The sequence below is a fragment of the Luteolibacter rhizosphaerae genome (genome assembly GCF_025950095.1).
In the GTDB taxonomy this organism is placed as follows: Bacteria; Verrucomicrobiota; Verrucomicrobiia; order Verrucomicrobiales; family Akkermansiaceae; genus Haloferula; species Haloferula rhizosphaerae.
The window spans coordinates 273,319-293,325 of record NZ_JAPDDR010000004.1 but is presented as its reverse complement, the minus strand read 5'-3'; the positions used below and the strand labels follow the sequence as shown (position 1 = coordinate 293,325).

14 protein-coding genes are annotated in these 20,007 nt (G+C 62.9%); 9 read left to right on the top strand and 5 right to left on the bottom strand.

Annotated features, from left to right (window positions below; translation table 11 throughout):
* The first annotated feature begins 6 nt into the window (after positions 1–6).
* Together der and OJ996_RS09500 are read left to right on the top strand one after the other, a co-directional pair.
* Positions 7–1,533, top strand: coding sequence for a ribosome biogenesis GTPase Der (gene der / locus OJ996_RS09505; RefSeq protein WP_264513315.1), 1,527 nt, complete (start codon positions 7–9; stop codon positions 1,531–1,533).
* A gap of 98 nt (positions 1,534–1,631) precedes the next feature.
* Positions 1,632–2,609 carry an ABC transporter ATP-binding protein gene (locus OJ996_RS09500; RefSeq protein WP_264513314.1) on the top strand — a complete coding sequence of 326 codons (978 nt, stop codon included), beginning with the start codon at positions 1,632–1,634 and terminating at the stop codon, positions 2,607–2,609.
* 11 nt (positions 2,610–2,620) lie between these two features.
* On the opposite strand, the gene OJ996_RS09495 is transcribed toward OJ996_RS09500, so the two are convergent.
* From OJ996_RS09495 to dnaA, 3 genes are all read right to left on the bottom strand, one after another.
* Positions 2,621–2,962, bottom strand: a complete 342-nt coding sequence (locus OJ996_RS09495; protein ID WP_264513313.1) for a hypothetical protein — start codon at positions 2,960–2,962, stop codon at positions 2,621–2,623.
* 250 nt (positions 2,963–3,212) lie between these two features.
* Complete coding sequence (gene dnaN / locus OJ996_RS09490) at positions 3,213–4,310, bottom strand: DNA polymerase III subunit beta (RefSeq protein ID WP_264513312.1); 1,098 nt, start codon at positions 4,308–4,310, stop codon at positions 3,213–3,215.
* Between the two features lie 144 nt (positions 4,311–4,454).
* A complete protein-coding gene (dnaA, locus tag OJ996_RS09485; RefSeq protein WP_264513311.1) occupies positions 4,455–5,891 on the bottom strand; it encodes a chromosomal replication initiator protein DnaA in 1,437 nt (478 codons plus the stop codon).
* 414 nt (positions 5,892–6,305) lie between these two features.
* Here dnaA and OJ996_RS09480 point away from each other — a divergent pair, with 414 nt between their 5' ends.
* The 4 genes from OJ996_RS09480 to pyrG all read left to right on the top strand — a co-directional run bounded on the left by OJ996_RS09480 (position 6,306) and on the right by pyrG (position 10,654).
* Entirely contained in the window at positions 6,306–7,916 is a 1,611-nt protein-coding gene (locus OJ996_RS09480) for a sodium:solute symporter (RefSeq protein WP_264513310.1), read from the top strand.
* Positions 7,917–7,918: 2 nt separating this feature from the next.
* Positions 7,919–8,161 (top strand): hypothetical protein, encoded by a 243-nt coding sequence (locus tag OJ996_RS09475; protein ID WP_264513309.1) that lies wholly within the window; start codon positions 7,919–7,921, stop codon positions 8,159–8,161.
* Positions 8,162–8,273: 112 nt separating this feature from the next.
* Positions 8,274–9,041, top strand: a complete 768-nt coding sequence (gene kdsB / locus OJ996_RS09470; RefSeq protein WP_264513308.1) for a 3-deoxy-manno-octulosonate cytidylyltransferase — start codon at positions 8,274–8,276, stop codon at positions 9,039–9,041.
* Positions 9,038–10,654: a CTP synthase gene (gene pyrG, locus OJ996_RS09465; protein ID WP_264513307.1), complete on the top strand. Its 1,617-nt coding sequence runs from the start codon at positions 9,038–9,040 to the stop codon at positions 10,652–10,654. Before kdsB ends, pyrG begins: the two co-directional genes overlap by 4 nt.
* A gap of 12 nt (positions 10,655–10,666) precedes the next feature.
* Here pyrG and OJ996_RS09460 read toward each other — a convergent pair whose 3' ends face one another.
* On the bottom strand, positions 10,667–11,059 hold the full coding sequence (locus OJ996_RS09460) for a hypothetical protein (protein ID WP_264513306.1): 393 nt from the start codon (positions 11,057–11,059) through the stop codon (positions 10,667–10,669).
* A 66-nt stretch (positions 11,060–11,125) separates the two neighbouring features.
* Positions 11,126–11,374, bottom strand: a complete 249-nt coding sequence (locus OJ996_RS09455) for a hypothetical protein (protein WP_264513305.1) — start codon at positions 11,372–11,374, stop codon at positions 11,126–11,128.
* An 11-nt stretch (positions 11,375–11,385) separates the two neighbouring features.
* Here OJ996_RS09455 and OJ996_RS09450 point away from each other — a divergent pair, with 11 nt between their 5' ends.
* The 3 genes from OJ996_RS09450 to OJ996_RS09440 all read left to right on the top strand — a co-directional run bounded on the left by OJ996_RS09450 (position 11,386) and on the right by OJ996_RS09440 (position 19,940).
* Positions 11,386–12,573: a BaiN/RdsA family NAD(P)/FAD-dependent oxidoreductase gene (locus OJ996_RS09450; RefSeq protein ID WP_264513304.1), complete on the top strand. Its 1,188-nt coding sequence runs from the start codon at positions 11,386–11,388 to the stop codon at positions 12,571–12,573.
* Between the two features lie 308 nt (positions 12,574–12,881).
* A complete protein-coding gene (locus OJ996_RS09445) occupies positions 12,882–16,142 on the top strand; it encodes an autotransporter-associated beta strand repeat-containing protein (protein WP_264513303.1) in 3,261 nt (1,086 codons plus the stop codon).
* 492 nt (positions 16,143–16,634) lie between these two features.
* On the top strand, positions 16,635–19,940 hold the full coding sequence (locus OJ996_RS09440; protein ID WP_264513302.1) for a discoidin domain-containing protein: 3,306 nt from the start codon (positions 16,635–16,637) through the stop codon (positions 19,938–19,940).
* Positions 19,941–20,007 lie beyond the last annotated feature (67 nt).

Below are 20,007 nucleotides of genomic sequence, written 5' to 3'. Positions count from 1 at the left end.
CCTCGCATGCCTACTGTTGCCATCGTCGGCCGCCCCAATGTCGGGAAGTCCGCGCTCTTCAACCGCCTCGCCAAGCGGAAGATCGCGATCGTCCACGATCAGCCGGGCGTGACCCGGGACCGGATCTCCGCGCCCTGCATGGCCACGGCCATCCCCTGCACGATCATCGACACCGGTGGTATCGGCGCCACGCTTGACGACGGCTTCGCCGCGCAGGTGACGCTGGAAGCGGACATCGCGATGCAGACGGCGGACCTGATCCTTTTCATCGTGGATGCGCACGAGGGACTGACCCCGATCGACCAGGACCTGGGCGCCAAGCTGCGCAAGGCCAAGCCGCCGGTAATGCTGGTGGCGAACAAGGTGGACGACGACAAGCACATCCGCGGGGCGGACGAATTCGCGCGGCTCGGGTTCGGTGCGGCAATCGGAGTCTCCGCCGAGCACGGCCGCGGCATGAGCACGCTGACCGCCGCGATCGACGAGATTCTCAAGCCACTGGCTGGCGAGATCGAGGAAGCCGTGGCCGCCGCCGAGGAAGCGGGCATCAAGCTGGCGATCGTGGGCAAGCCGAACGCAGGCAAGTCCTCGCTGGTGAATGCAATCCTGCAGGACCAGCGCACGATTGTCTCGGACATCGCGGGCACCACGCGGGATGCGATCGACCTGCCCTGCGACTACGCGGGCGAGCGCTTCACCCTGATCGACACCGCCGGCCTACGCCCGCGCTCGAAGCGGGATAGCTCCGTGGAAGTTTTTTCCGCGATGCGGACCGAGCGCTCGGTGCGCCGTGCGGACCTGTGCGTGCTGGTGATCGACCTCGCTGCCGGCATTTCTTCCCAAGACCGCAAGATCGCGCAGATGATCATGGAGGAGAAGAAGCCCTGCCTGATCGTGCTGAACAAATTCGACCTCTATCACCCGGGCGCGCCGATGAAGGCCCGCAAGGAAGAGGCGCAGGAGCATGTGAAGCGCGAGCTCTTCTTCCTCTCCTACGCGCCCTTCCTGACCGTCTCCGCGAAGAACGGGCAGGCGGTGGAAACCGTGCTGAAGGAAGTGCTCAAGATTCAGAAGGGGGCGAAGAAGGTGCCGAGCACCGGCAAGCTGAACCGGATGCTGCAAGAGGCCTTCCAGATCAATCCGCCGCCGACCGACAAGCGTTCGGCCAAGCGCCTGAAGCTCTACTACGGCACCGCCGCGGTGGACGAGAAGTATGGCACCATCCCGGTGCCGACCTTCGTGCTCTTCGTGAACGACAAGAGCCTGATGCCCGCGAGCTACGAGCAGTATCTCTCGAACCGCCTGCGGGAATTCAATCCGGTGGCCGGCGTGCCGATCGTGTTCTCCGTGAGATCGCGCGACCGGCGGGAGTGGGAAGAGCGTTCGGCCTCCAGCGGCCGACCCGGGAAAAAACCCGCGGGGAAACCCGCCGCGCAAAAACACTCCGGAAAGCCTGCCGGTAAGAAGCCTGCCGGTAAGAAGCCCGCTGCCAAAAAGCCTGCCAGCAAGCCTCACGGACGGAAGAAGAAGTAAGCGGGCGCGACCGCGATTCCGGTGCTTGGCACTCCATTCGCTTCGCAGAGAAAAATCCGTGTCATCCTGACGCTCCTTGTTTTGAATCTGCCAGCACCATGCCGCTTCTCGACGTCCGCAACCTCACCACCCGCTTCCACACCCGCAACGGCGTCGTCCATGCGGTGGAGGATGTTTCCTTTTCGGTCGAAGCCGGTGAGACGCTGGGAATCGTAGGCGAGTCGGGCTCGGGCAAGTCGGTGACCTGCTACTCGCTGCTGGGACTGATCCCGCAGCCTCCGGGCCGGATCGAGGCGGGCTCGGCGATCTTCGACGGGGTGGATCTGCTGAAGGCGAGCGAAAAGCAGCTGCGGAAGATCCGCGGGAAGCGGATCTCGATGATCTTCCAGGATCCGATGACCTCGCTGAATCCCTTCATGAAGGTCCGCGACCAGCTCATCGAGCCGCTGGAGTTGCACGAGGGACTGAGCGGCCAGAAGGCGCTTTCCCGAGCGATTCAGGCGCTGGAGGAAGTGGGGATTTCAGAAGCATCCAAGCGGATCGAGTCCTACCCGCACGAGTTCTCTGGCGGCATGCGGCAGCGCGTGATGATCGCGATGGCGCTGATCACCCGCCCGGAGCTGCTGATCTGCGACGAGCCGACGACCGCGCTGGATGTGACGGTGCAGAAGCAGGTGCTGGATCTGATCCGCGATCGCCAGAAGGATCTGGGAACGGCGGTAATCTTCATCACGCACGATCTGGCGGTGGTGTCCGAGGTCTGCGATCACGTGAACGTGATGTATGCGGGCCGGATCGTGGAGAGCGCGCCGAAGGCGGAACTCTTCCGCCACCCGATGCACTCCTACACACGCTCGCTGCTGAAGAGCATCCCTGCGATCCAGAAGAAGGGAGAGCAGCTTTACACGATCCCGGGTCTGCCGCCGGATCTCTCGAATCCGCCGAAGGGCTGTGCCTTCCGGCCGCGGAACACGCTGGGGAATGCGGAGCTGTGCCTGACCGACCGGCGGCCGCAGCTGGCGGATAAAGGGCACGAGCATTTCGTGCAGGATTGCCCGGGGTGCCTGGCGAGCTGAGGGGCGGATGCCTAGTCCCCTTCGAGCATCAGCCGCCTCAATTCAGCGTAAGAGATGCCGTCCTTGATTCTGCGATAGGGTGGCTCTTCGACATCGATGGCCAGCCAGTCGACGGTGTGGGAGCCGCCGAAGAAGCGAGGATCTAGAGCTGTGTGGGCATTCCATGCGATGACCTCCTCGAAATAGGTCTGCATTGCACGGTCTCCCCTCTCGATAGCGCGCTGACGATTCATGAAGGCCTGCTTGGTCTCTTCTCGAGCGTGGGCTTGGCCGGGTTCCAGTATCGCTAAAGCGGTGAGGGTCAGCCCGACTCCAGCAAGGAATGCGGTTGCAAGATGGAGTTTATGGCTCATTGAAGGATCGAGGGGTGGTGCGTGGCTTCTGCGGGCTGGAGCCTATCCGATGTAGAACCCTAGTTCGTGCCGGCTCATTCCGCGAACGCGGGTTCCGCGCTGCCTGGGGAGAGACGATTGAGTTCAGGTGATGGCGCTGAGAGGGAGGACGCGAGCAGCCGGAAGGACGAGAGTCCTTCCGCTACATAAGAGAAAACCCGCGTTCCTTTGGGGAAACGCGGGCTCTTGAAAGTTACGAGGCGGCGGCAGGTCAGCCGGTGACGCGCATCGGCATGATGACGTAGAGGAAGCTGCCATCGATGCGGATGACGCCGGGGCTCATCTCGTCGATGAGATCGAGGTAGACGGTCTCGCTCTCGAGGTTGCGGAGCGGGGCCATGAGGAACTCGGGGTTGAAGGCGATCTGCATCGGCTTGCCGGTGTAGGCGACTTCCATGGTTTCGCGGGCTTCACCGACATCCGGCGAGTTCGCGGTGACTTCCACGGTGTTCGAGCCGAAGACGAGCTTCACGGAGTTCGACTTGTCCGAGGACAGGAGCGAGACGCGGCGGACGGTATCGAAGACCGACTCGCGCGGCAGCTCGACGCGCTCGGTGGAGTCGCCCGGGATGACCTGACGGTAGTTCGGATAGTTCCCCTCGATCAGCTTGCTGATGAGAAGGTGGTCACCGATGGAGAAGGAGATCTGGCTATCGCTGAGGCGGATGAGGACCTCGCCGGAATCACCGAGGAGGCGCTGCAGTTCCTGCACGGCCTTGGTCGGGACGATCACGTCGGTCTCGTGGCTGGCGGGGAAGTCGAGATCGTTCTCGACCATGGCCAGACGGCGGCCGTCGGTGGCGACGAGGGTCAGCTTGCCCTCGCGGAAAGAGGTGTAGATGCCGTTGAGCACGTAGCGCGTCTCATCGGTGGAGATCGCGTAGGAGGTCTTCTTCAAGCCATCGCGCAGGACCGGCTGCGGCATGCGGAATTCCTTCGCGCCCTCGAAGTCCGGAAGCGGCGGGAAGTCATCCTGACCGAGGCCGATGATCTTGAAGAAAGACGGGCCGCTCTGGATGGAGGCGACGTTCTTGGCATCGACGGAGATCTCCACCTCGCTGGCGGGGAGCTCGCGGACGATATTCACCAGGCGCTTGGCCGGGAGAGTGGTGGCACCTTCCTTGTCGATCTTGGCTTCCACCGAGCCGGTGATGCCGACATCGAGGTCGGTGGTGGTGAAGGTCAGACGACCGTTCTTGGCCACCAGCAGCACGTTCGAGAGGATCGGCAGGGTGGTCCGGGTGCTGACCACGTGCTGGACCTTCTGGAGACCTTCCAGCAGGGCTTCTTTGGAGATACTGAACTTCATGGGGATGGGCGAAAGAGAACGCGTTGCTTGACGTGAATGCTCTCCGCAATCTCCGACCCTTGGCAAGCCATTCTATCGGGAATGCCAAGGATGGCCGCCCCGGACGGGCGGCCCCCGGAAATTTCAAAAAATCCCCTCCCCGCCTCAGCGGCGCAGATTGCCCTCGATCACCCCCAGCGCGTCGCGCATGGAGGGGTCGGTCTCGAGCTGGCCGGAGACCTTCTTGCAGGCGTGGATGACGGTGCCGTGGTCGCGGCCGCCGAAGGCCTCGCCGATCTCCATGAGGGAGTTCTTGGTGAGGGTGCGGCTGAGATACATGGCCACCTGGCGGGGGAAGGCGATGCTGGCCGGGCGGCGCTTGCCGGTCATGTCCGCAAGGCGGATGTCGTAGTGGTCCGCCACCACCCGCTGGATGGTATCGATGGTGATCTGCTTGCCGGCCTCCTCCCGGAGGAGATCGCGGAGGAGGTGCTCCACGCGATCTTCCGTGACGCGCTCCCCGGCGAGGGAGGCGTAGGTGGCGACGCGCATGAGGGCGCCTTCCAAGCGGCGGACATTGGTCTTAATGCGCTCGGCGAGGAAGCGGATGATGCCCTCGTCGACCTTCACCTTCCACTCGTCGCGCTTCTTGCCGAGGATGGCGAGGCGGGTCTCAAAGACCGGCGGCTGCATCTCCACGGTGAGACCGCACTCGAAGCGCGAGATGAGGCGCGGTTCGAGGTTCTTGATCTCGCTGGCCGGCTTGTCGCTGGTGAGCACCACCTGGCAGCGGCCGTCGAGGAGGGTATTGAAGGTGTGGAAGAATTCCTCCTGCGAGCGCTCCTTGCCACCGAGGAACTGGACGTCGTCGATGAGCATGACCTCCGCGGTGCGGTAGCGCTTGCGGAAGCGCTCGAGATCGCCCTTGCGGACGGAGTCGATGAACTCGTTCGTGAACTTCTCGCAAGTGAGATAGACCACGCGGGAGGCGGGCACGCCCTTGAGCCAGTGGTGGCCGATGGCCTGCATGAGGTGGGTCTTGCCGAGGCCGGACCCGCCGTGGATGAAGAGCGGGTTGTAGCCTGGGCCCTTGCGCTTCGCCACGGCTTCGCAGGCGGCATGAGCGAACTGGCTATTCGCGCCGACGACGAAGGAAGAGAAGGTGTTGTTGTGATTCAGCCCGGCGGACTTGAGGCGCTTTTCGAAGCTGATGTCACCGCCCACGGGGGTCGCGTTCATGACTTCGGCCACGGTGTTGGTTTCCGCGGATACGTCGCTGTCATCCGCGGCCTGCGGCTTGGCTTCGGTGATCGCGTCTTCGACCACGAGCTTCACGCCGTGCACGCCTTCGATGGTCTCGGCCACCGCGGCGGCGAGCTCGGGCATGTAGTTCGCCTCGATCCACAGCTGGTGAATTTCATTCGGCACGGCGACCACCGCCTTACCATCTTCCAGACCCATGAAACGCGAAGTACGGAACCACCGTTGATAGGCATCCTTGCTGACCAGTCGTCCGAGCGTCTCACAAACTCCATCCCACTGCGACCCCTCCAATCCAGGTTGTTTCCCGGCTTCTCCCTCAAACTCCTCCTCCAGGTCCATGATTGTCACGTGTCTCTAAAAAAATGGTTTTTCCGCCCCGTGTTTCCCGAAGAGCGGCGATCTGCTCGGCGGGCGCGGCGGAGGAGAGGCATACCCGGGTTTCGCGGTCGATGGGGACTACTTTTTTGAGTGCTCTAACAGACTTTCGGCGGCTTCCCGTTTTCCACAAGGGTTCCACGTTTTTAAAAAAATCACCCTTGACCGACCCGTTAATTAAATTTCCCGAAATAACCGAGTGTCCAATTTCGGACCCGTGAGCGCGAAGCGTTTGAAATCAGTGGCTTTCCAAGCGGAGACAAGCGTTACGGAGCCGTAACGCGCCACTCGTGCGCTGCAAATCTTTGCAACTAAACGTGCCGGAAGAGGCGAGCCTTTCGCTTGTCGCACCGCCCCGGAGCGGAAACACTGCGCCGCATGTCCGGAGCCGGTCTCGATATCGCCATCATCGTCCTCTACCTCGTGGTGATCATCGGCATCGGCCTCTATGCCGCGCGGGGGCAGAAGACGATGGAGACCTATGCTCTGGGCAATCGCTCGATGCCATGGTGGGCGGTGCTGGCATCGATCCTCGCCTCCGAGATTTCGGCCGGGACTTTCCTAGGCACGCCGAGCGAGGGCTACGCGAAGCAGAACTTCCTCTACGCGCAGCTGGTCATCGGCACCATCATCGCGCGGCTGGTGGTGGCAGGCATCTTCATCAAGCCCTTCTACGACCTGAAGGTGGTCAGCATTTACGAATTCCTTGAGATCCGCTTCGGGCGGACCACCCGGCGGCTCTCCTCTTTCGTGTTCCTACTCACCCGCTCGCTGGCCAGCGGTTCGCGCATCTTCGTGGCGGCGATCCTGCTGGTGCTGGCCTGGGAGGTCTGGCACCCGGAGTTCAAGCAACTGCCTCCGGCCGAACGATTCACCCAAGAGCTTTTGATCTACGTGGGCGCGGTGGTAGTGATCACTTTCCTCACGGCACTTTACACCACCCTCGGCGGCATCAAGGCGGTGGTCTGGACGGATCTGATCCAAGTGACCGTGATGTTCGGGTCCGCGGGCTACGTCTTCTACTGGCTGCTGGGACAGACCGGAGGCTGGTCGGGCTTGGCCGAGTCGGTGAAGAGCCCGGTCTTCGTGAACACCGGCATCGATCCGGCGAAATCCTTCGGAGGAAATGTGAAGGGTATCCTGGAGCAGGAATACACGCTGTGGGCGGCATTCCTGGGCTCGGTCTTCACCACCATGGCCACCCACGGCACGGACCAGGACATGGTTCAACGGATGCTGACCTCCCCGGACAAAAAGAAGAGCCAGCGGGCGGTGATCGTGTCCGGCCTGGTCGACCTGCCGATCGTGGTCGGATTTATCGCCATCGGGATCCTACTCTATCGCTTCTACACGCAGAATGCCGATCGGGCACCGGAGCACGACCCCGGAATCTTTGCCTGGTTCATGGTTCACGACCTGTCGCCCGGCCTCCGCGGACTACTCGCCGCCGGCCTCTTTTCCACGGCCATGGGATCGCTCAGCACGGCGCTCAATGCGCTCGCGACCACTTTCACCAAGGACTGGTATGTCGGCTACTTCCGGCCGGAGGCCAGCTCACACCAGCAGTTTCTGGCGGCCCGCTGGTCCACGGTGGGCTTCGCGATCCTGCTTGCCCTCATCGGCATCGGCACCGCCTACGTGAAGCTGAAGAATCCCAGCCTGAGAATCATCCCGATCGTCCTGCTGAGCTTCGGCTACACCTACGGATCGCTGCTCGGGGTTTTCCTGATCGGGATGTTGACCAAGGCGCGGGGCACCTGCACCGGAAACATCGTGGCCATGGTGGCGGGTTTCGTTGCCGTCGCTATTTTGAGCGATCTGCCGAACGACGTGTGGGGGATGATCGCGGGCAACAAGATCTATGAAAGGCCGGATTGGCTGCCGCGGATCGCCTTCACCTGGATGATCATGGCAGGGACCTTGGTTACCTTCTTTGTGGGAATCTGTTTCCCGCGCCAAGGTGAGGCCTATGTTGCCAAAAAGCTCTGAATATGCACGAAGACTTGGCCCAACTCCTCTGCCGCCGCCGCGATGTGATCTCCGACCACGAGTTCCGGGACCGGGACACCTTCGGCCATCTGGCGGCGCTGAAGGAAGTCTCCGAGGCGATCACCGCCTGGCATGAGGCGCACAAGGCGGAGATCGATGCGCGGCTGGATCACTTCCTGACCGGCTGCTCCTTCGATAAAGCGCTCGTTTACCTGGAGTCCGAGGGCATCTGGAAGGGCCATTGAGGGCTGGAACTTCAGATGAACAGGCTTCGGAAATGAAGCAAGGGCGTGAAATTTCACACCGCTCTTGCCGGGCGCGGGACCGGGCCCTTACTTTCGGCGCCAGAGCATTCCCGTGAGTTCCGAAGCGAGCCCCATTCATATCGTAGGCATTCTCCCAGCGCGCTGGGCGTCCACCCGCTTCCCCGGAAAACCGCTCCATCTCATCGCAGGAAAACCGCTGGTCCAGCATGTCTGGGAGCAATGCAAGCGCTGCAGCCGGCTGGACGATCTCTACATCGCCACGGACGACGAACGGATCTTCAAGGCGGCGGAAGCTTTCGGCGCGAAGGTGGTGATGACCTCCGCCGAGCACCCGAGCGGTACCGACCGGATCGCGGAGGCGGTGCGGGCGATCCCGGCAGCCACCCACATCGTGAACATTCAGGGCGACGAGCCGCTGATCGACCCCGAACTGGTGGACGAACTGGCCGCGACGATGGCCGCCGATCCGACGCTGGACATGGCGACCGCGGCGAACCCGCTCGACCCGGCCGATCCCGCGGTGCAGGACCCGAACGTGGTGAAGGTGGTGATGGCGCTGGACGGCCGAGCGCTCTACTTCTCCCGCTCTCCCCTGCCCTACTTCCGCAATGCGGTGGAGGGCCTGCCGGTCTACCGGCACAAGGGGATCTACGCATATCGTCGTACTTTCCTTGAGCGATTCGTAACCTGGGCTCCCTCTCCGCTGGAGCGCGCCGAATCGCTCGAACAATTGCGCGCGCTGGAGAACGGCGCGTCGATCAAGGTTTTACCCACGAACGACACCTCGCCCGGTGTCGACACTCCCGAACAAGCCGCCCAAGTCGAAGCCATCCTCAGCAGCCACACTCCGATCCCATGAAGTACATTTTCGTCACCGGCGGCGTCGTCTCATCCCTCGGCAAAGGTCTTGCCGCAGCCTCCATCGGCGCGCTGCTCGAGCACCGCGGACTGAAGACGCTGATGCAGAAGTTCGACCCGTATCTCAACGTCGACCCCGGCACCATGTCCCCGTATCAGCACGGGGAGGTGTATGTGCTGGATGACGGCGCGGAGACCGACCTGGACCTCGGCCACTACGAGCGCTTCACCTCCGGCGTGCTTTCCCGCATGAACAACATGACCTCCGGTCAGGTCTTCGACGCGGTGATCAAGAAGGAGCGCCGCGGCGAGTATCTCGGCAAGACGGTGCAGTTCATCCCGCACGTGACCGACGAGATCAAATCGCGGATTCACAAGGTCTCCGAAACCAACCCGGACGTGAACGTGCTGATCACCGAGATCGGCGGCACGGTGGGCGACATGGAGGGCCTGCTCTTCATCGAAGCCCTGCGCCAGTTCGCGCTCGAAGTGGGCAAGGAGAACGTCTGCTTCATCCACGTGACCCTGCTGCCCTACATCAAGGCCGCGGGCGAAGTGAAGACCAAGCCGACCCAGCAATCGGTGGCGAAGCTGCGCGAGCTCGGCATCCAGCCGGACATCATCATCTGCCGCACGGAAGCGGACCTCGACGAGGACAACCGCAAGAAGATCGCGATGTTCTGCAACGTGGAGAAGAAGAACGTCGTGGCCTTCCGCGACGTGGCCCACACGATCTACGAGTGCCCGCTGGACCTGCGCCGCGACAAGATCGACCGCCTCGTGGTCGATCGCATCGGACTGGGCCACACGCCTGCTCCCGCGCTGGAGGACTGGGAGCACTTCGTCCGCCGCGTGATCCACCCGAAGAACAAGGTGACCATCGCGGTGGCCGGCAAGTACATCGAGCTGCAGGACGCTTACAAATCGATCTACGAATCGCTGATCCACGCCGGTGCTCACCACGACACCAAGGTGAACATCGTGCGCGTGGAAGCTGAGGCGATCGAAGATCACGGCGCGAAGGCGGTGATCGGCGACGTGGACGGCATCCTCGTCCCGGGCGGCTTCGGCGACCGCGGCATCGAGGGTAAGATCCTGGCGGCGCAGTATGCCCGCGAGAACGACATCCCCTACTTCGGCATCTGTCTGGGCATGCAGATCGCGACAATCGAATTCGCACGGAACGTCTGCAAACTGAAGAACGCGAACTCCACCGAGTTCGACAAGAGCACGCCCTTCCCGGTCATCTGCCTTCAAGAGGAGCAGAAGGGCGTGGAGGACATGGGGGCCACCATGCGCCTGGGGTCCTGCGAGAGCATCGTCTTCGCCGGCACCAAGGCTTCCGATCTCTACGGCGGCGCGGATCGCATCCACGAACGCCACCGCCACCGCTACGAGTTCAACTCCGACTTCCAGGACAAGCTGCAGGAATGCGGACTGGTCATCTCCTCCGTCTCGGCGGACGAGGGCTTGGTCGAAATCGTCGAGCTACCCCAGCACCCCTTCTTCGTGGGCGCGCAGTTCCACCCGGAATTCCAGTCCAAGCCGAACAAACCGCATCCGCTCTTCGCAGGCTTCGTGAAAGCCTCGCTGGAGCGCGCGCAGGCGCAGTAAGCGCGGATGGATTCAGCGCCGACCCGCGAGCTTCAGAAGCCGCACGCGGGCGGCGCGGCGATGTGCGATCATCAGGACCGCGGTGATCGAAACCGCACCGCCGCAGAGGAAGAGCAGGGCTTGGATCTCACCCATCCCGATCTCGGGCAGCTTCCAGCGAAAACCGCTGCCGAGCATCAGTGCTCCTCCGCCGATGATCACGACGGCCCAGAACAAGAGCACGAAGCCGCAGACCACGATCGAGGCGGTCGCGAAGCCATCCGTGGGCTTGCCCGCCATCTCCGACTGCCGCTTCGAGATGAGAGCGCAGATCAGGGCGGGGATCACTGCCAGCCCAAGCGTTATGATCGCGGCAAGGGAGAGAAGGAAGGCAGCCAGACCGGTTTTCTCGTGATTCTCATTCATGAGCCAGGAGGGGAAAATGCAGCTTCTCCCCTACCCATTCCCGGCCAGCGGGGCAAGAACGGAGAATCAAGGCTCTCCCGGGCTTTCGTCGACCAGCTTCGCGCCCCGGATCATGCGGCAGAATTCCTTCTTGGTCATCACGTGATGCGTGCCTTCCTTCGTGGACAGATCGGTGATGCTCTTGTAGGCCACCTCCAGACGCTCCAAGCGTGTGATGCGGATGAACTCGCTCCCTTTCTTCCAAATCTGGTTCTGCTGCAGCTTCATGCGGCAGACTGCGACACTCCGGCGGCGATGACCAGCACGGCGATCCATCCTTTCACATCATGAAGATCGCGGTGATCGGGGGCGGTCCTGCGGGACTGCGGGCGGCGGAGGTGGCAGCGAGCAAGGGAGCAGAGGTCACGCTCTTCGAGGCCAAGCCCTCGGTGGGCCGCAAGCTCCTCGTGGCGGGACGCGGCGGACTGAACCTGACGCACGGCGAGGACTTCGAACACTTCGTCACCCGCTACTCCGGTCCGGGCCAGCCCCAGGATTTCTGGCGGCGGGCGCTGGCCGGATTCACTCCCACCGATCTGCGCGAGTGGGCTGCCGGCTTGGGCATCGAGACCTTCGAACAGCGCACCGGCCGCGTCTACCCCCGCGAGATGAAAGCAGCTCCCCTGCTGCGGCGCTGGGTGGAGCGATTGAAGTCGCAAGGGGTGCAATTCAAGACGAAGCACCGCTGGGCCGACCTGAAGCCGGGATCACCGCACGAACTCGTTTTCGCTTACGACGATGAACGTCGTACGTTCCTGGCAGATGCAGTGGTGCTCGCGCTCGGTGGGGCTTCGTGGCCGATTACCGGCTCGGATGGCGTCTGGACCGGATTACTGAAAGGGCTGGGCATCGAAGTCACCCCGCTGGCCCCGGCGAACTGCGGCTGGGAATGCGATTGGTCGCCGGAGCTTTTGGCAGTGGCGGAGGGTCAGCCTCTTAAAAACATCGTCGCACATGCGGGCGGAAAAGAAGCCAAGGGTGAACTGATGATCACCCGATATGGCCTGGAGGGCGGGGCTATCTATCAGCTCGGAGAAGTCCTGCGCGGCATGTCCACGCCAGAAATAGCGATCGATCTCAAACCGACATTCAGCGAACAGGAACTCGCACGCAAGATAGAGGACATCCGCGAGTATCCTATCGATAGCCTCATGCAGCGCTGGAAACTAAGTCCGGCCGCCTTCGCCGTGCTCAAGGAGTATCTAACAGACACGAGCGCGATATCCCTGGCCACACGCGCCAAGCGCTGCAGGGTGCGATTGAAACACCCCCGTCCTCTGGACGAGGCCATTTCCTCCGCCGGTGGAGTGGCTTGGACCGAGCTCGACGAGAATCTAATGCTGAGAAAATTCCCGCGAATTCACGTCGCAGGTGAAATGATCGATTGGGAAGCGCCGACAGGCGGATACCTGATACAAGGGTGTTTCGCGACGGGGACGATCGCGGGAGCGGCGGCTGCGAGCCAGCGTGTTTAATACGGAGGCGACCTACTATCTGTTAGACTACTACGAGGTTCGTAGTTTAACGCAGATTCCGTTGGATTCGGTCAAAAGCGACACCGAATTCGGCTGGAGGGCTAAACCACGGCATGCGGACGCACGTGAACTCGCCCGAATGCCCGACTTATTGAAATCGGAACCAAGCCCCCGCTTCCTTCCGTTCCACTCCCCCCGCTGCGCCGCACCCCGCCGGGGCAGGCACCTTCAGTAATTTCCCCCATCCCTCTGACGATCCGGTGCCGAACTCCTTCGGGCGCCGTTGATTGAAACACGATTCCAACAAGATGAACAAAGCACTCGATCCCCGCCTGATTGATCGCCGTCCGATGCGACTGCGACTCCTACCATCTCTTCTCGCGCTCGCGGTCGCCGGCACCGCGGCGTCCCAAGCGGTGGAGGTGACCTACCGTTACTACCGCTTCACCCCCACGGTGAACCGGACCGCGGAGCAGAACCAGACGCAGGTTTCCGAGTTCCTCTTCTACAACCGCGGGAGCAAGGTGAACCTCTCCGGGGTGACCATGAGCACGGTCGGCACGCCGACCCACGCCCCGACCGCCGCGGAAGGCGTGAACAGCCTGATCGACGGCAACACCGCCACCAAATGGTTCAATGCCACCAAGATCCCGGTGGTGTTCGACTTCGGCACCCCCACCACGGTGGACTCCTACCAGTTCGCCACGGCGAACGACTCGCTGGACCGCACCCCGATCCGCTGGACCGTCGAGGGCAGCAACGACAACACGACCTACGTGATGGTCGACAACCGCAGCCTGGGTGACAACGCAACCCCGACGTCCTACTTCACCTTCCGCCCAATCCTGGGCATCGGTGGCGGCTCCCCGCTTCCGGTCATCGCCACCTACGACATCCCGACCACCGTCGTGGACAACACCGTGGCCAACCAGGACGTGCACCTGGCGACCCCGGCGATCGTGAAGAACGATGGCTCGATCGCGACCAGCGTACGCTGGAACGTGACCGGCACCGTCACGGGAACCTCACTCACCCCGGGCTTCCCCACCGTAGCCGCAGCCGGAACACAGGCGATCACGCCGCCGGTCGACGCCCTCACTCCCTTCACCATCGCCGCGACCAACGCCAGCGGCACCGCCAGCGCCACGCAGAAATTCCGCTCGGTGGCAGGAGGCAGCAGCTCCGGTCGCTACGTGCGCTTCACCGGTGCCACGCTGCGCAGCGGTGGCCTCCTGACCCAGATCGCCGAGCTTGAGTTCTTCAATGCCGGCGTGAAGGTCCCCGTCGCCGGCTCGAGCAATCCCGGCGGCGATAACGGCAACAACGCCGCCGAAGCAGTGGCCAGCATCCACGACGGCAACTACCGCACGAAGTGGCTCAACCACAACAACCGTCCCGTCATCCTCGATTTCGGCTCGGTGCAGAGCTTCGACAGCTACCAGCTCACCACCGGTAATGACGACGCCGGCCGCGATCCCGTGCGCTGGATCATCGAAGTCAGCGCCGATGGCACCAACTGGACTCTGGCCGATGCCGCCAACGAGTACCCGATGCCAAACACCCGCCGCGCCAAGACCGGCCTCCTGCCTGTCTCCGGCAGCACCTTGGAATGGACCGGCACCAGCGGCGACTGGGATACCAGCTCCACGAATTGGGTGAAGTCCGGCACCGCGACCGGCTCGGCCTACAGCGATGGCGTGGCCGTGATCTTCGACGACGATGCGACCAACCGCGACGTGGTGCTGGCCGACACGGTCCGCCCGACCTTCACCTCGGTGAACAACAGCAGCGGCTCCTACAGCATCAGCGGTGCGGCGATCGCCGGCCGAGGTGGTCTGATCAAGCGCGGCAGCGGCGAGCTCCAGCTTCTCAGCCCGAATACCTTCGACGGCTCCGTCTACCTCCTCGGCGGCAAGACCGTGACCATGGATGGGACCGCCTTGGGCGTGCGCGAGGCAACCAACCGTTTGGAGATCTCCAACGGAGCCGAGTTGAACGTGGCGGCCGACCTGACCACGCAGCGCCGCCTGCATGTCGCCTTCGATGGTGGCGTGATCAACGTGGACGGCGGTGTGACCTTCACGAAGATCGGCAACTCCGACTTCTACGGCACCCTGACCAAGAACGGCGACGGCACGCTGCGCTTCCAAGGCTATAACGGCTCCGTGTCTCCTGCGGCGCAAGACCTCGTCATCAACGAGGGCATCGTCGAATTCGGCGCGGCCACCGGCTACTTCAACAGCCGCCCGTTCCAAGACATGAAGATCATCGTGAACTCGGGAGGCATCCTGCGTTTCTCCATCAATAGCGCCCTGGGTGGTGACTACATCAGCGCCATCTCCTCGCTGGAGCAGGTCCGCGTGATCGGCGGCTTGTTCGAGAGCAACAGCGGCATCAGCTACATCCACGTCGGCGTGGACACCGCCGGGGAAGGCGACCTGGTCCTGCAGGGCGGCACCTACGGTGGCACCGGCCAGACGGAATCCGCGAACAATGTCGCGGGCGAAACGACCATCACCACGCTCGCCAGCGACGACAGCTCGCTGATCGTGGGCACCGGTGCGCTCACCGCGAACCCTGCTCACTTCGTTTTCGCCGTGGCAAACGGCGGCGCGGAGGAAGACTTGGTGGTTTCGAAGGTCATCAACGGCAACTACGGTATCGTCAAGAAGGGCTTGGGCACCATGGTCCTCCAGGCTGCGAACACCTACCTCGGCAATACCGAAGGCGCGCTCTTCATGAACCGTCCTCACGGCACCACCGTCGAGGAAGGCACCTTGGTGGTGAGCAACATCAGCGGCAGCGCCACCGGCGCCAGCCCGGTCCTGATCGCGGCACCCGCCACCCTGAAGGGTGAGGGCTCGGCAGCCGGCACCGTCACCATCCAGGGCATCGTGGCTCCCGGCGATAGCTACAATCCGCAAGGCTCGCTCGCGCTGGGCAGCACCACGATCAACGGCACCGCCAGCCTCGATATCGAAGGCGCGCAGGCCGACTCGATCTTCGTGAACGGCACGCTGACGCTCGGAGCCAACTCCTCGCTGGTGGTCACCGGGTCGCTCACCGAGCCACTCTACCAGATCATCCCGCATACCGGCGCGGTCACCGGCACTTTCGCTAACGTGACGATCCCGAGCGGCTACACGCTGGTCTACGGCGCGAATGCCATCTCGCTGGTGTCGAATACCGCTCCTGCCTACGAGGCCTGGGCAGCGGGACTGATCGATGCCTCGGCCGATGCCGATATCGACGGCGATGGCCTGAGCAACCTGATCGAGTTCGTCCTGAATTCCGACGCGACGGTGTCGAGCACGGCAGCCCTGCCACAAGGCAGCACGAACGCCCAAGGCGATCTCGTCTTCACCTTCGTGACCAAGGCCTCCGCAGGCTACCTGAATCCGACCGTGCAGTACAGCACGGACCTGGAGAACTGGGATACCTTCTCGGGTTCCGTGGTTCAGACCGGCGTGCCTTCCACCGGGCTCAACACGGTGACGGCGACGCTGCCGGCATCGCTTGCCACCCCGGGCACCAAGATCTTCGCCCGTCTCCACGTGGCGACGCCCTGATCCGGGATCACGTTTCACAGGTCATGTCTCATGCCGCCACCGGGTTCCCGGTGGCGGCTTTTTTTGCACCTGGCGGATCAGCCCCGGAGGAAGCGCAAAACCACATGAGGCCCACTCATCCATTCCGACACGCCAGCTGAGCGATACTCATTCAGATCCGTTCCACGTTTATGAAACGGGAAAATAAGCACGGACCCTGTTTATCGGGCGTTTAGCGCAAGAACCCTTTTGTACGATAGACATAGTAAACAAAACCGCATGCGCACCATGAGCCCGAAGCATATCGCGACAATTTCGTTTTCTATTTCCCGACAGCGCTAAACCGAAAGGGCCGCCTTCTCGTTACAACCCCTGATGTCTTCATAGGCATCATCGTTCACGAATCCCCTCCTCTGGCAGATGCGCGTAGATCCACGCAAATATGCAGGTCCTGAAGAGATCTCCACGCTTTCTGCTGAGGCGCCATCGTTCTTTCCCGAACACAACGAGAACATGACCCGACCCAAACAAGACCCGAATAACCCGTCGAAGTCCCCGCTTGATCCCCGCCTAACAGACCATCGGTCGAGCCGCCTGCGGGTTCTCCCCACAATCGTTGCCGCCGCTTTGATCGGCACGGCTGCATCGTCCGCCGTTGAAGTTACCTTCCAATACTACCGCTTCACGCCGACGAAGAACCGCGGTGGCGATGCTTACACCGCCACGCAGATCTCGGAGTTCGAGTTCTTCCTCCGCGGCACCAAGGTGAACCACACGGCTCTCACCACCGCTGGCAATGTGACCGGCGGCGTGACCCACGCTCCGGCAGGTGTGGAGGGCGTCAGCAAGCTGGTCGATGGCGACAAGAACACCAAGTGGTTCGACAACAACAAGGTTCCGGTCACTTTCAATTTCACCACGCCGACGACGATCGATGCTTACCGCTTCGCCACCGCGAACGACTTCCTCGACCGCACGCCGAACCGCTGGACCCTCTCGGGCAGCAATGACGGCGTGAACTTCGTAGCCCTCGACGACCGGACCGGAGCGGACAATGCCGTGCCCAACTCCTACTTCACCTTCCGTCCCTTGTTGGTGACGACTCCTCCGGCCGCGGCAGGACTGCCGGTATTCAGCTCCTATGCCACCACGGCTTCGGTGGTGGACAACACCGTGGCAGGGCAGGACGTCTACCAAGCTTTCCCGGCGATCGTGAAGAACGCCGGACCCTCCACCAGCTTGAGCTGGGCCATCGCGGGAACTCCCACGCCGACCGCGGCTTCGATTACCCCCGGCTATCCCACCGTCCCCTTCACCGGCACCCAAGTGCTCTCGCCGATCACCCCGGATGTCTTCACGCCTTACATGCTGACGGCCACGACAGCCGCAGGCAACGGTGCGCTGACGATCCCGGTCCGCGCGGTACCCGGTGGCAGCGCCACCGCCCGCTATGTGCGCTTCACCGCCACCTCGCTCCGCAGCGGAGCAAACCTGGTGCAGGTCGCTGAGTTCGAGTTCTTCAACGGTGCCACGAAGCTTACCGGAATCACTGCCAGTAATCCGGGGGGCAATACCAACAACAACGCGAACGAGACCGCGGACAAGATCGTCGACGGCAACTTCCGCACGAAGTGGCTCAACCACAACAATGCGCCATTGGTCTTCGACCTTGGCAGCGCCCAGACCTTCGACGGCTATCAGCTCACTACGGGCAACGATGCCGCCGACCGCGATCCGGTCCGCTGGGTGCTAGAGACCAGCTCCGACGGTGTAAGCTGGTCGCTCCTCGACAACGTCTACAACTACACCCCGCCATCGATCCGCCGTGCGAAGAGCGGCACGATCCCGGTTTCCGGCATCGCGACCTACAACTGGACCGGCTCTGCCGCCAGCACTTGGGATGCCGCCAGCACCAGTTGGGTAGCCGCAGGCACGACGACCCCTGCAGTCGCCCTGCCGAGCGCCACGGCGGCCGTCTTCCCGGAAGCCGCGACCAACCGAGACGTGACGATCTCGGGCGCGGTCGCGCCGAACTCCGTGTCGGTGCTCAACACCAGCGGCGTCTACACCTTCAGCGGTGACCCGATTACCGGCCCGGGCGACTTCTTCAAGCGCGGTGCGGGCGAGGTGCAACTCAACAGCCCGAATACCTTCACCGGTGCGATCTACCTCGAAGGCGGCAAGACCGTAGCCGGTGATCCGGGAGCACTCGGCACCCGCGACTTCACCACCCGCCTGCAGATCAACGACGGGGCGGAACTGCACGTCATGACGGACGTGACCACCGACCGCCGCCTGCGTATCGGCACCGGTGGTGGCATCGTGAATGTCGAAGGCGGCAGCTCCTTCACCAAGGTCGGCCCGGTCGACTTCCTCGGCACGCTCACGAAGAACGGCGACGGCCTCCTGCGCTTCAACGGCTACCAAGGCAGCTCCTCGATCGCCGCGAACGATCTGGTGATCAACGAAGGTGCCGTGGAATTCACCGGAGCCACCGGGGCCTTCAACAGCCGTCCCTTCGGCGGAGTGGCGGGCGACAACCTGACGATCACGGTGAACGAGTTCGGCATTCTCCGCCTGTCGGTGGATAGCGCCCTCGGCGGTGACTACGCAAACTTCCAGACCTCGCTCGAGCAGCTCCGCATCATCGGCGGCACAACCGAGTTCAATGCAGGGCTGAACTGGATCCACATCGGCCTGGTGGGGACTGAAGGACGCATCGTCATGCAAGGCGGCACGATCACCGGCGGCGGCCAGATCGAACCGGCGGGCAATAGCACGCTGACGCCGACTACCTTCACCATCCTGCCGAGCGAGAATTCCTCGATCATCGGCGGCACGGGATCCCTGACGCTGAATCCGGAAAACTCCACGCTGGTGCTCGACGTCGCCAACGGCGCCGCGGATGAGGATCTGATCATCACCCGGCCGATTAACGGCCCTCGTCCCTTGATCAAGCAAGGCGCGGGCAGCCTGGTGCTGAATGGCGCGAACGGCATGAGCGGCCCCTTCACCGTCTCGGCCGGATCGCTCACCTTGGGTAACTTCAGCGGCAGCGGTACCGGTACGGCAGCCACCACCTTGGCAGCAGGTACCACCCTCGCCGGTGCGGGCTCGACAGCGGGCTCGATCACTTCCGCCGGTATTGTCGCCCCGGGTGATGTCTTCAATCCGACGGGCACGCTCACGGTGGGTAACACTACCTTGACCGGGACCCTGAAGATCGATCTCCAAGGGACCGAGGCCGACAAGTTGGCGGTGAATGGCACGCTCAACATCACCGGTGCGACGATGGAGATCACCGGCACGGCCACCGAGTCGCTCTACACCCTGGTGCCCCACACCGGTGCTCGTACTGGCACCTTCACCGTCACCCCGCCAAGCGGATACACGGTGGTCTACGGAGCGAATGCCGTCTCGCTGGTGTCGAATACGGCTTCGGCCTACGACACATGGGCCGCGGGTCTGCTTGACCCGGCTCCGGATGCGGATCCCGATGCCGACGGCATCACCAACCTGATCGAGTTCGTGCTCGATTCGAACGGTGGCGTCTCCAGCCCGGAAGACCTTCCGACGGCCACGACGAACGCCCAAGGCGATCTGGTCTTCACCTTCGTGATGAAGTCCGCTGCGGCCTACCTGAATCCGACGGTGCAGTACAGCACCGACCTGGTCAGCGAATGGGAAGACTTCGCGGGTGCGGTGGTCACGCCGAACACTCCCTCCGCCGGGCTGAGCACGGTGACCGCCACGCTACCGGCCTCGCTGGCAGCTCCGGGCACGAAGCTCTTCGCGCGCCTGAAGGCCGAGCTGCCCTGATTTCCTGGGGATACGCTTGGATTGGTCAGCCGCCGCCGGTGTCATGCCGGTGGCGGCTTTTTCTTTC

What these genes read in the sequence shown, in the direction of transcription:
- der (WP_264513315.1), top strand. Translation starts at nt 7, where the DNA reads ATGCCTACTGTTGCCATCGTCGGCCGCCCCAATGTCGGGAAGTCCGCG.
- OJ996_RS09445 (WP_264513303.1), top strand. Translation starts at nt 12,882, where the DNA reads ATGAACAAAGCACTCGATCCCCGCCTGATTGATCGCCGTCCGATGCGA.
- OJ996_RS09480 (WP_264513310.1), top strand. Translation starts at nt 6,306, where the DNA reads ATGTCCGGAGCCGGTCTCGATATCGCCATCATCGTCCTCTACCTCGTG.
- OJ996_RS09500 (WP_264513314.1), top strand. Translation starts at nt 1,632, where the DNA reads ATGCCGCTTCTCGACGTCCGCAACCTCACCACCCGCTTCCACACCCGC.
- OJ996_RS09495 (WP_264513313.1), bottom strand. Translation starts at nt 2,962, where the DNA reads ATGAGCCATAAACTCCATCTTGCAACCGCATTCCTTGCTGGAGTCGGG.
- OJ996_RS09440 (WP_264513302.1), top strand. Translation starts at nt 16,635, where the DNA reads ATGACCCGACCCAAACAAGACCCGAATAACCCGTCGAAGTCCCCGCTT.
- OJ996_RS09450 (WP_264513304.1), top strand. Translation starts at nt 11,386, where the DNA reads ATGAAGATCGCGGTGATCGGGGGCGGTCCTGCGGGACTGCGGGCGGCG.
- OJ996_RS09460 (WP_264513306.1), bottom strand. Translation starts at nt 11,059, where the DNA reads ATGAATGAGAATCACGAGAAAACCGGTCTGGCTGCCTTCCTTCTCTCC.
- OJ996_RS09455 (WP_264513305.1), bottom strand. Translation starts at nt 11,374, where the DNA reads ATGGATCGCCGTGCTGGTCATCGCCGCCGGAGTGTCGCAGTCTGCCGC.
- OJ996_RS09475 (WP_264513309.1), top strand. Translation starts at nt 7,919, where the DNA reads ATGCACGAAGACTTGGCCCAACTCCTCTGCCGCCGCCGCGATGTGATC.
- pyrG (WP_264513307.1), top strand. Translation starts at nt 9,038, where the DNA reads ATGAAGTACATTTTCGTCACCGGCGGCGTCGTCTCATCCCTCGGCAAA.
- dnaN (WP_264513312.1), bottom strand. Translation starts at nt 4,310, where the DNA reads ATGAAGTTCAGTATCTCCAAAGAAGCCCTGCTGGAAGGTCTCCAGAAG.
- dnaA (WP_264513311.1), bottom strand. Translation starts at nt 5,891, where the DNA reads ATGGACCTGGAGGAGGAGTTTGAGGGAGAAGCCGGGAAACAACCTGGA.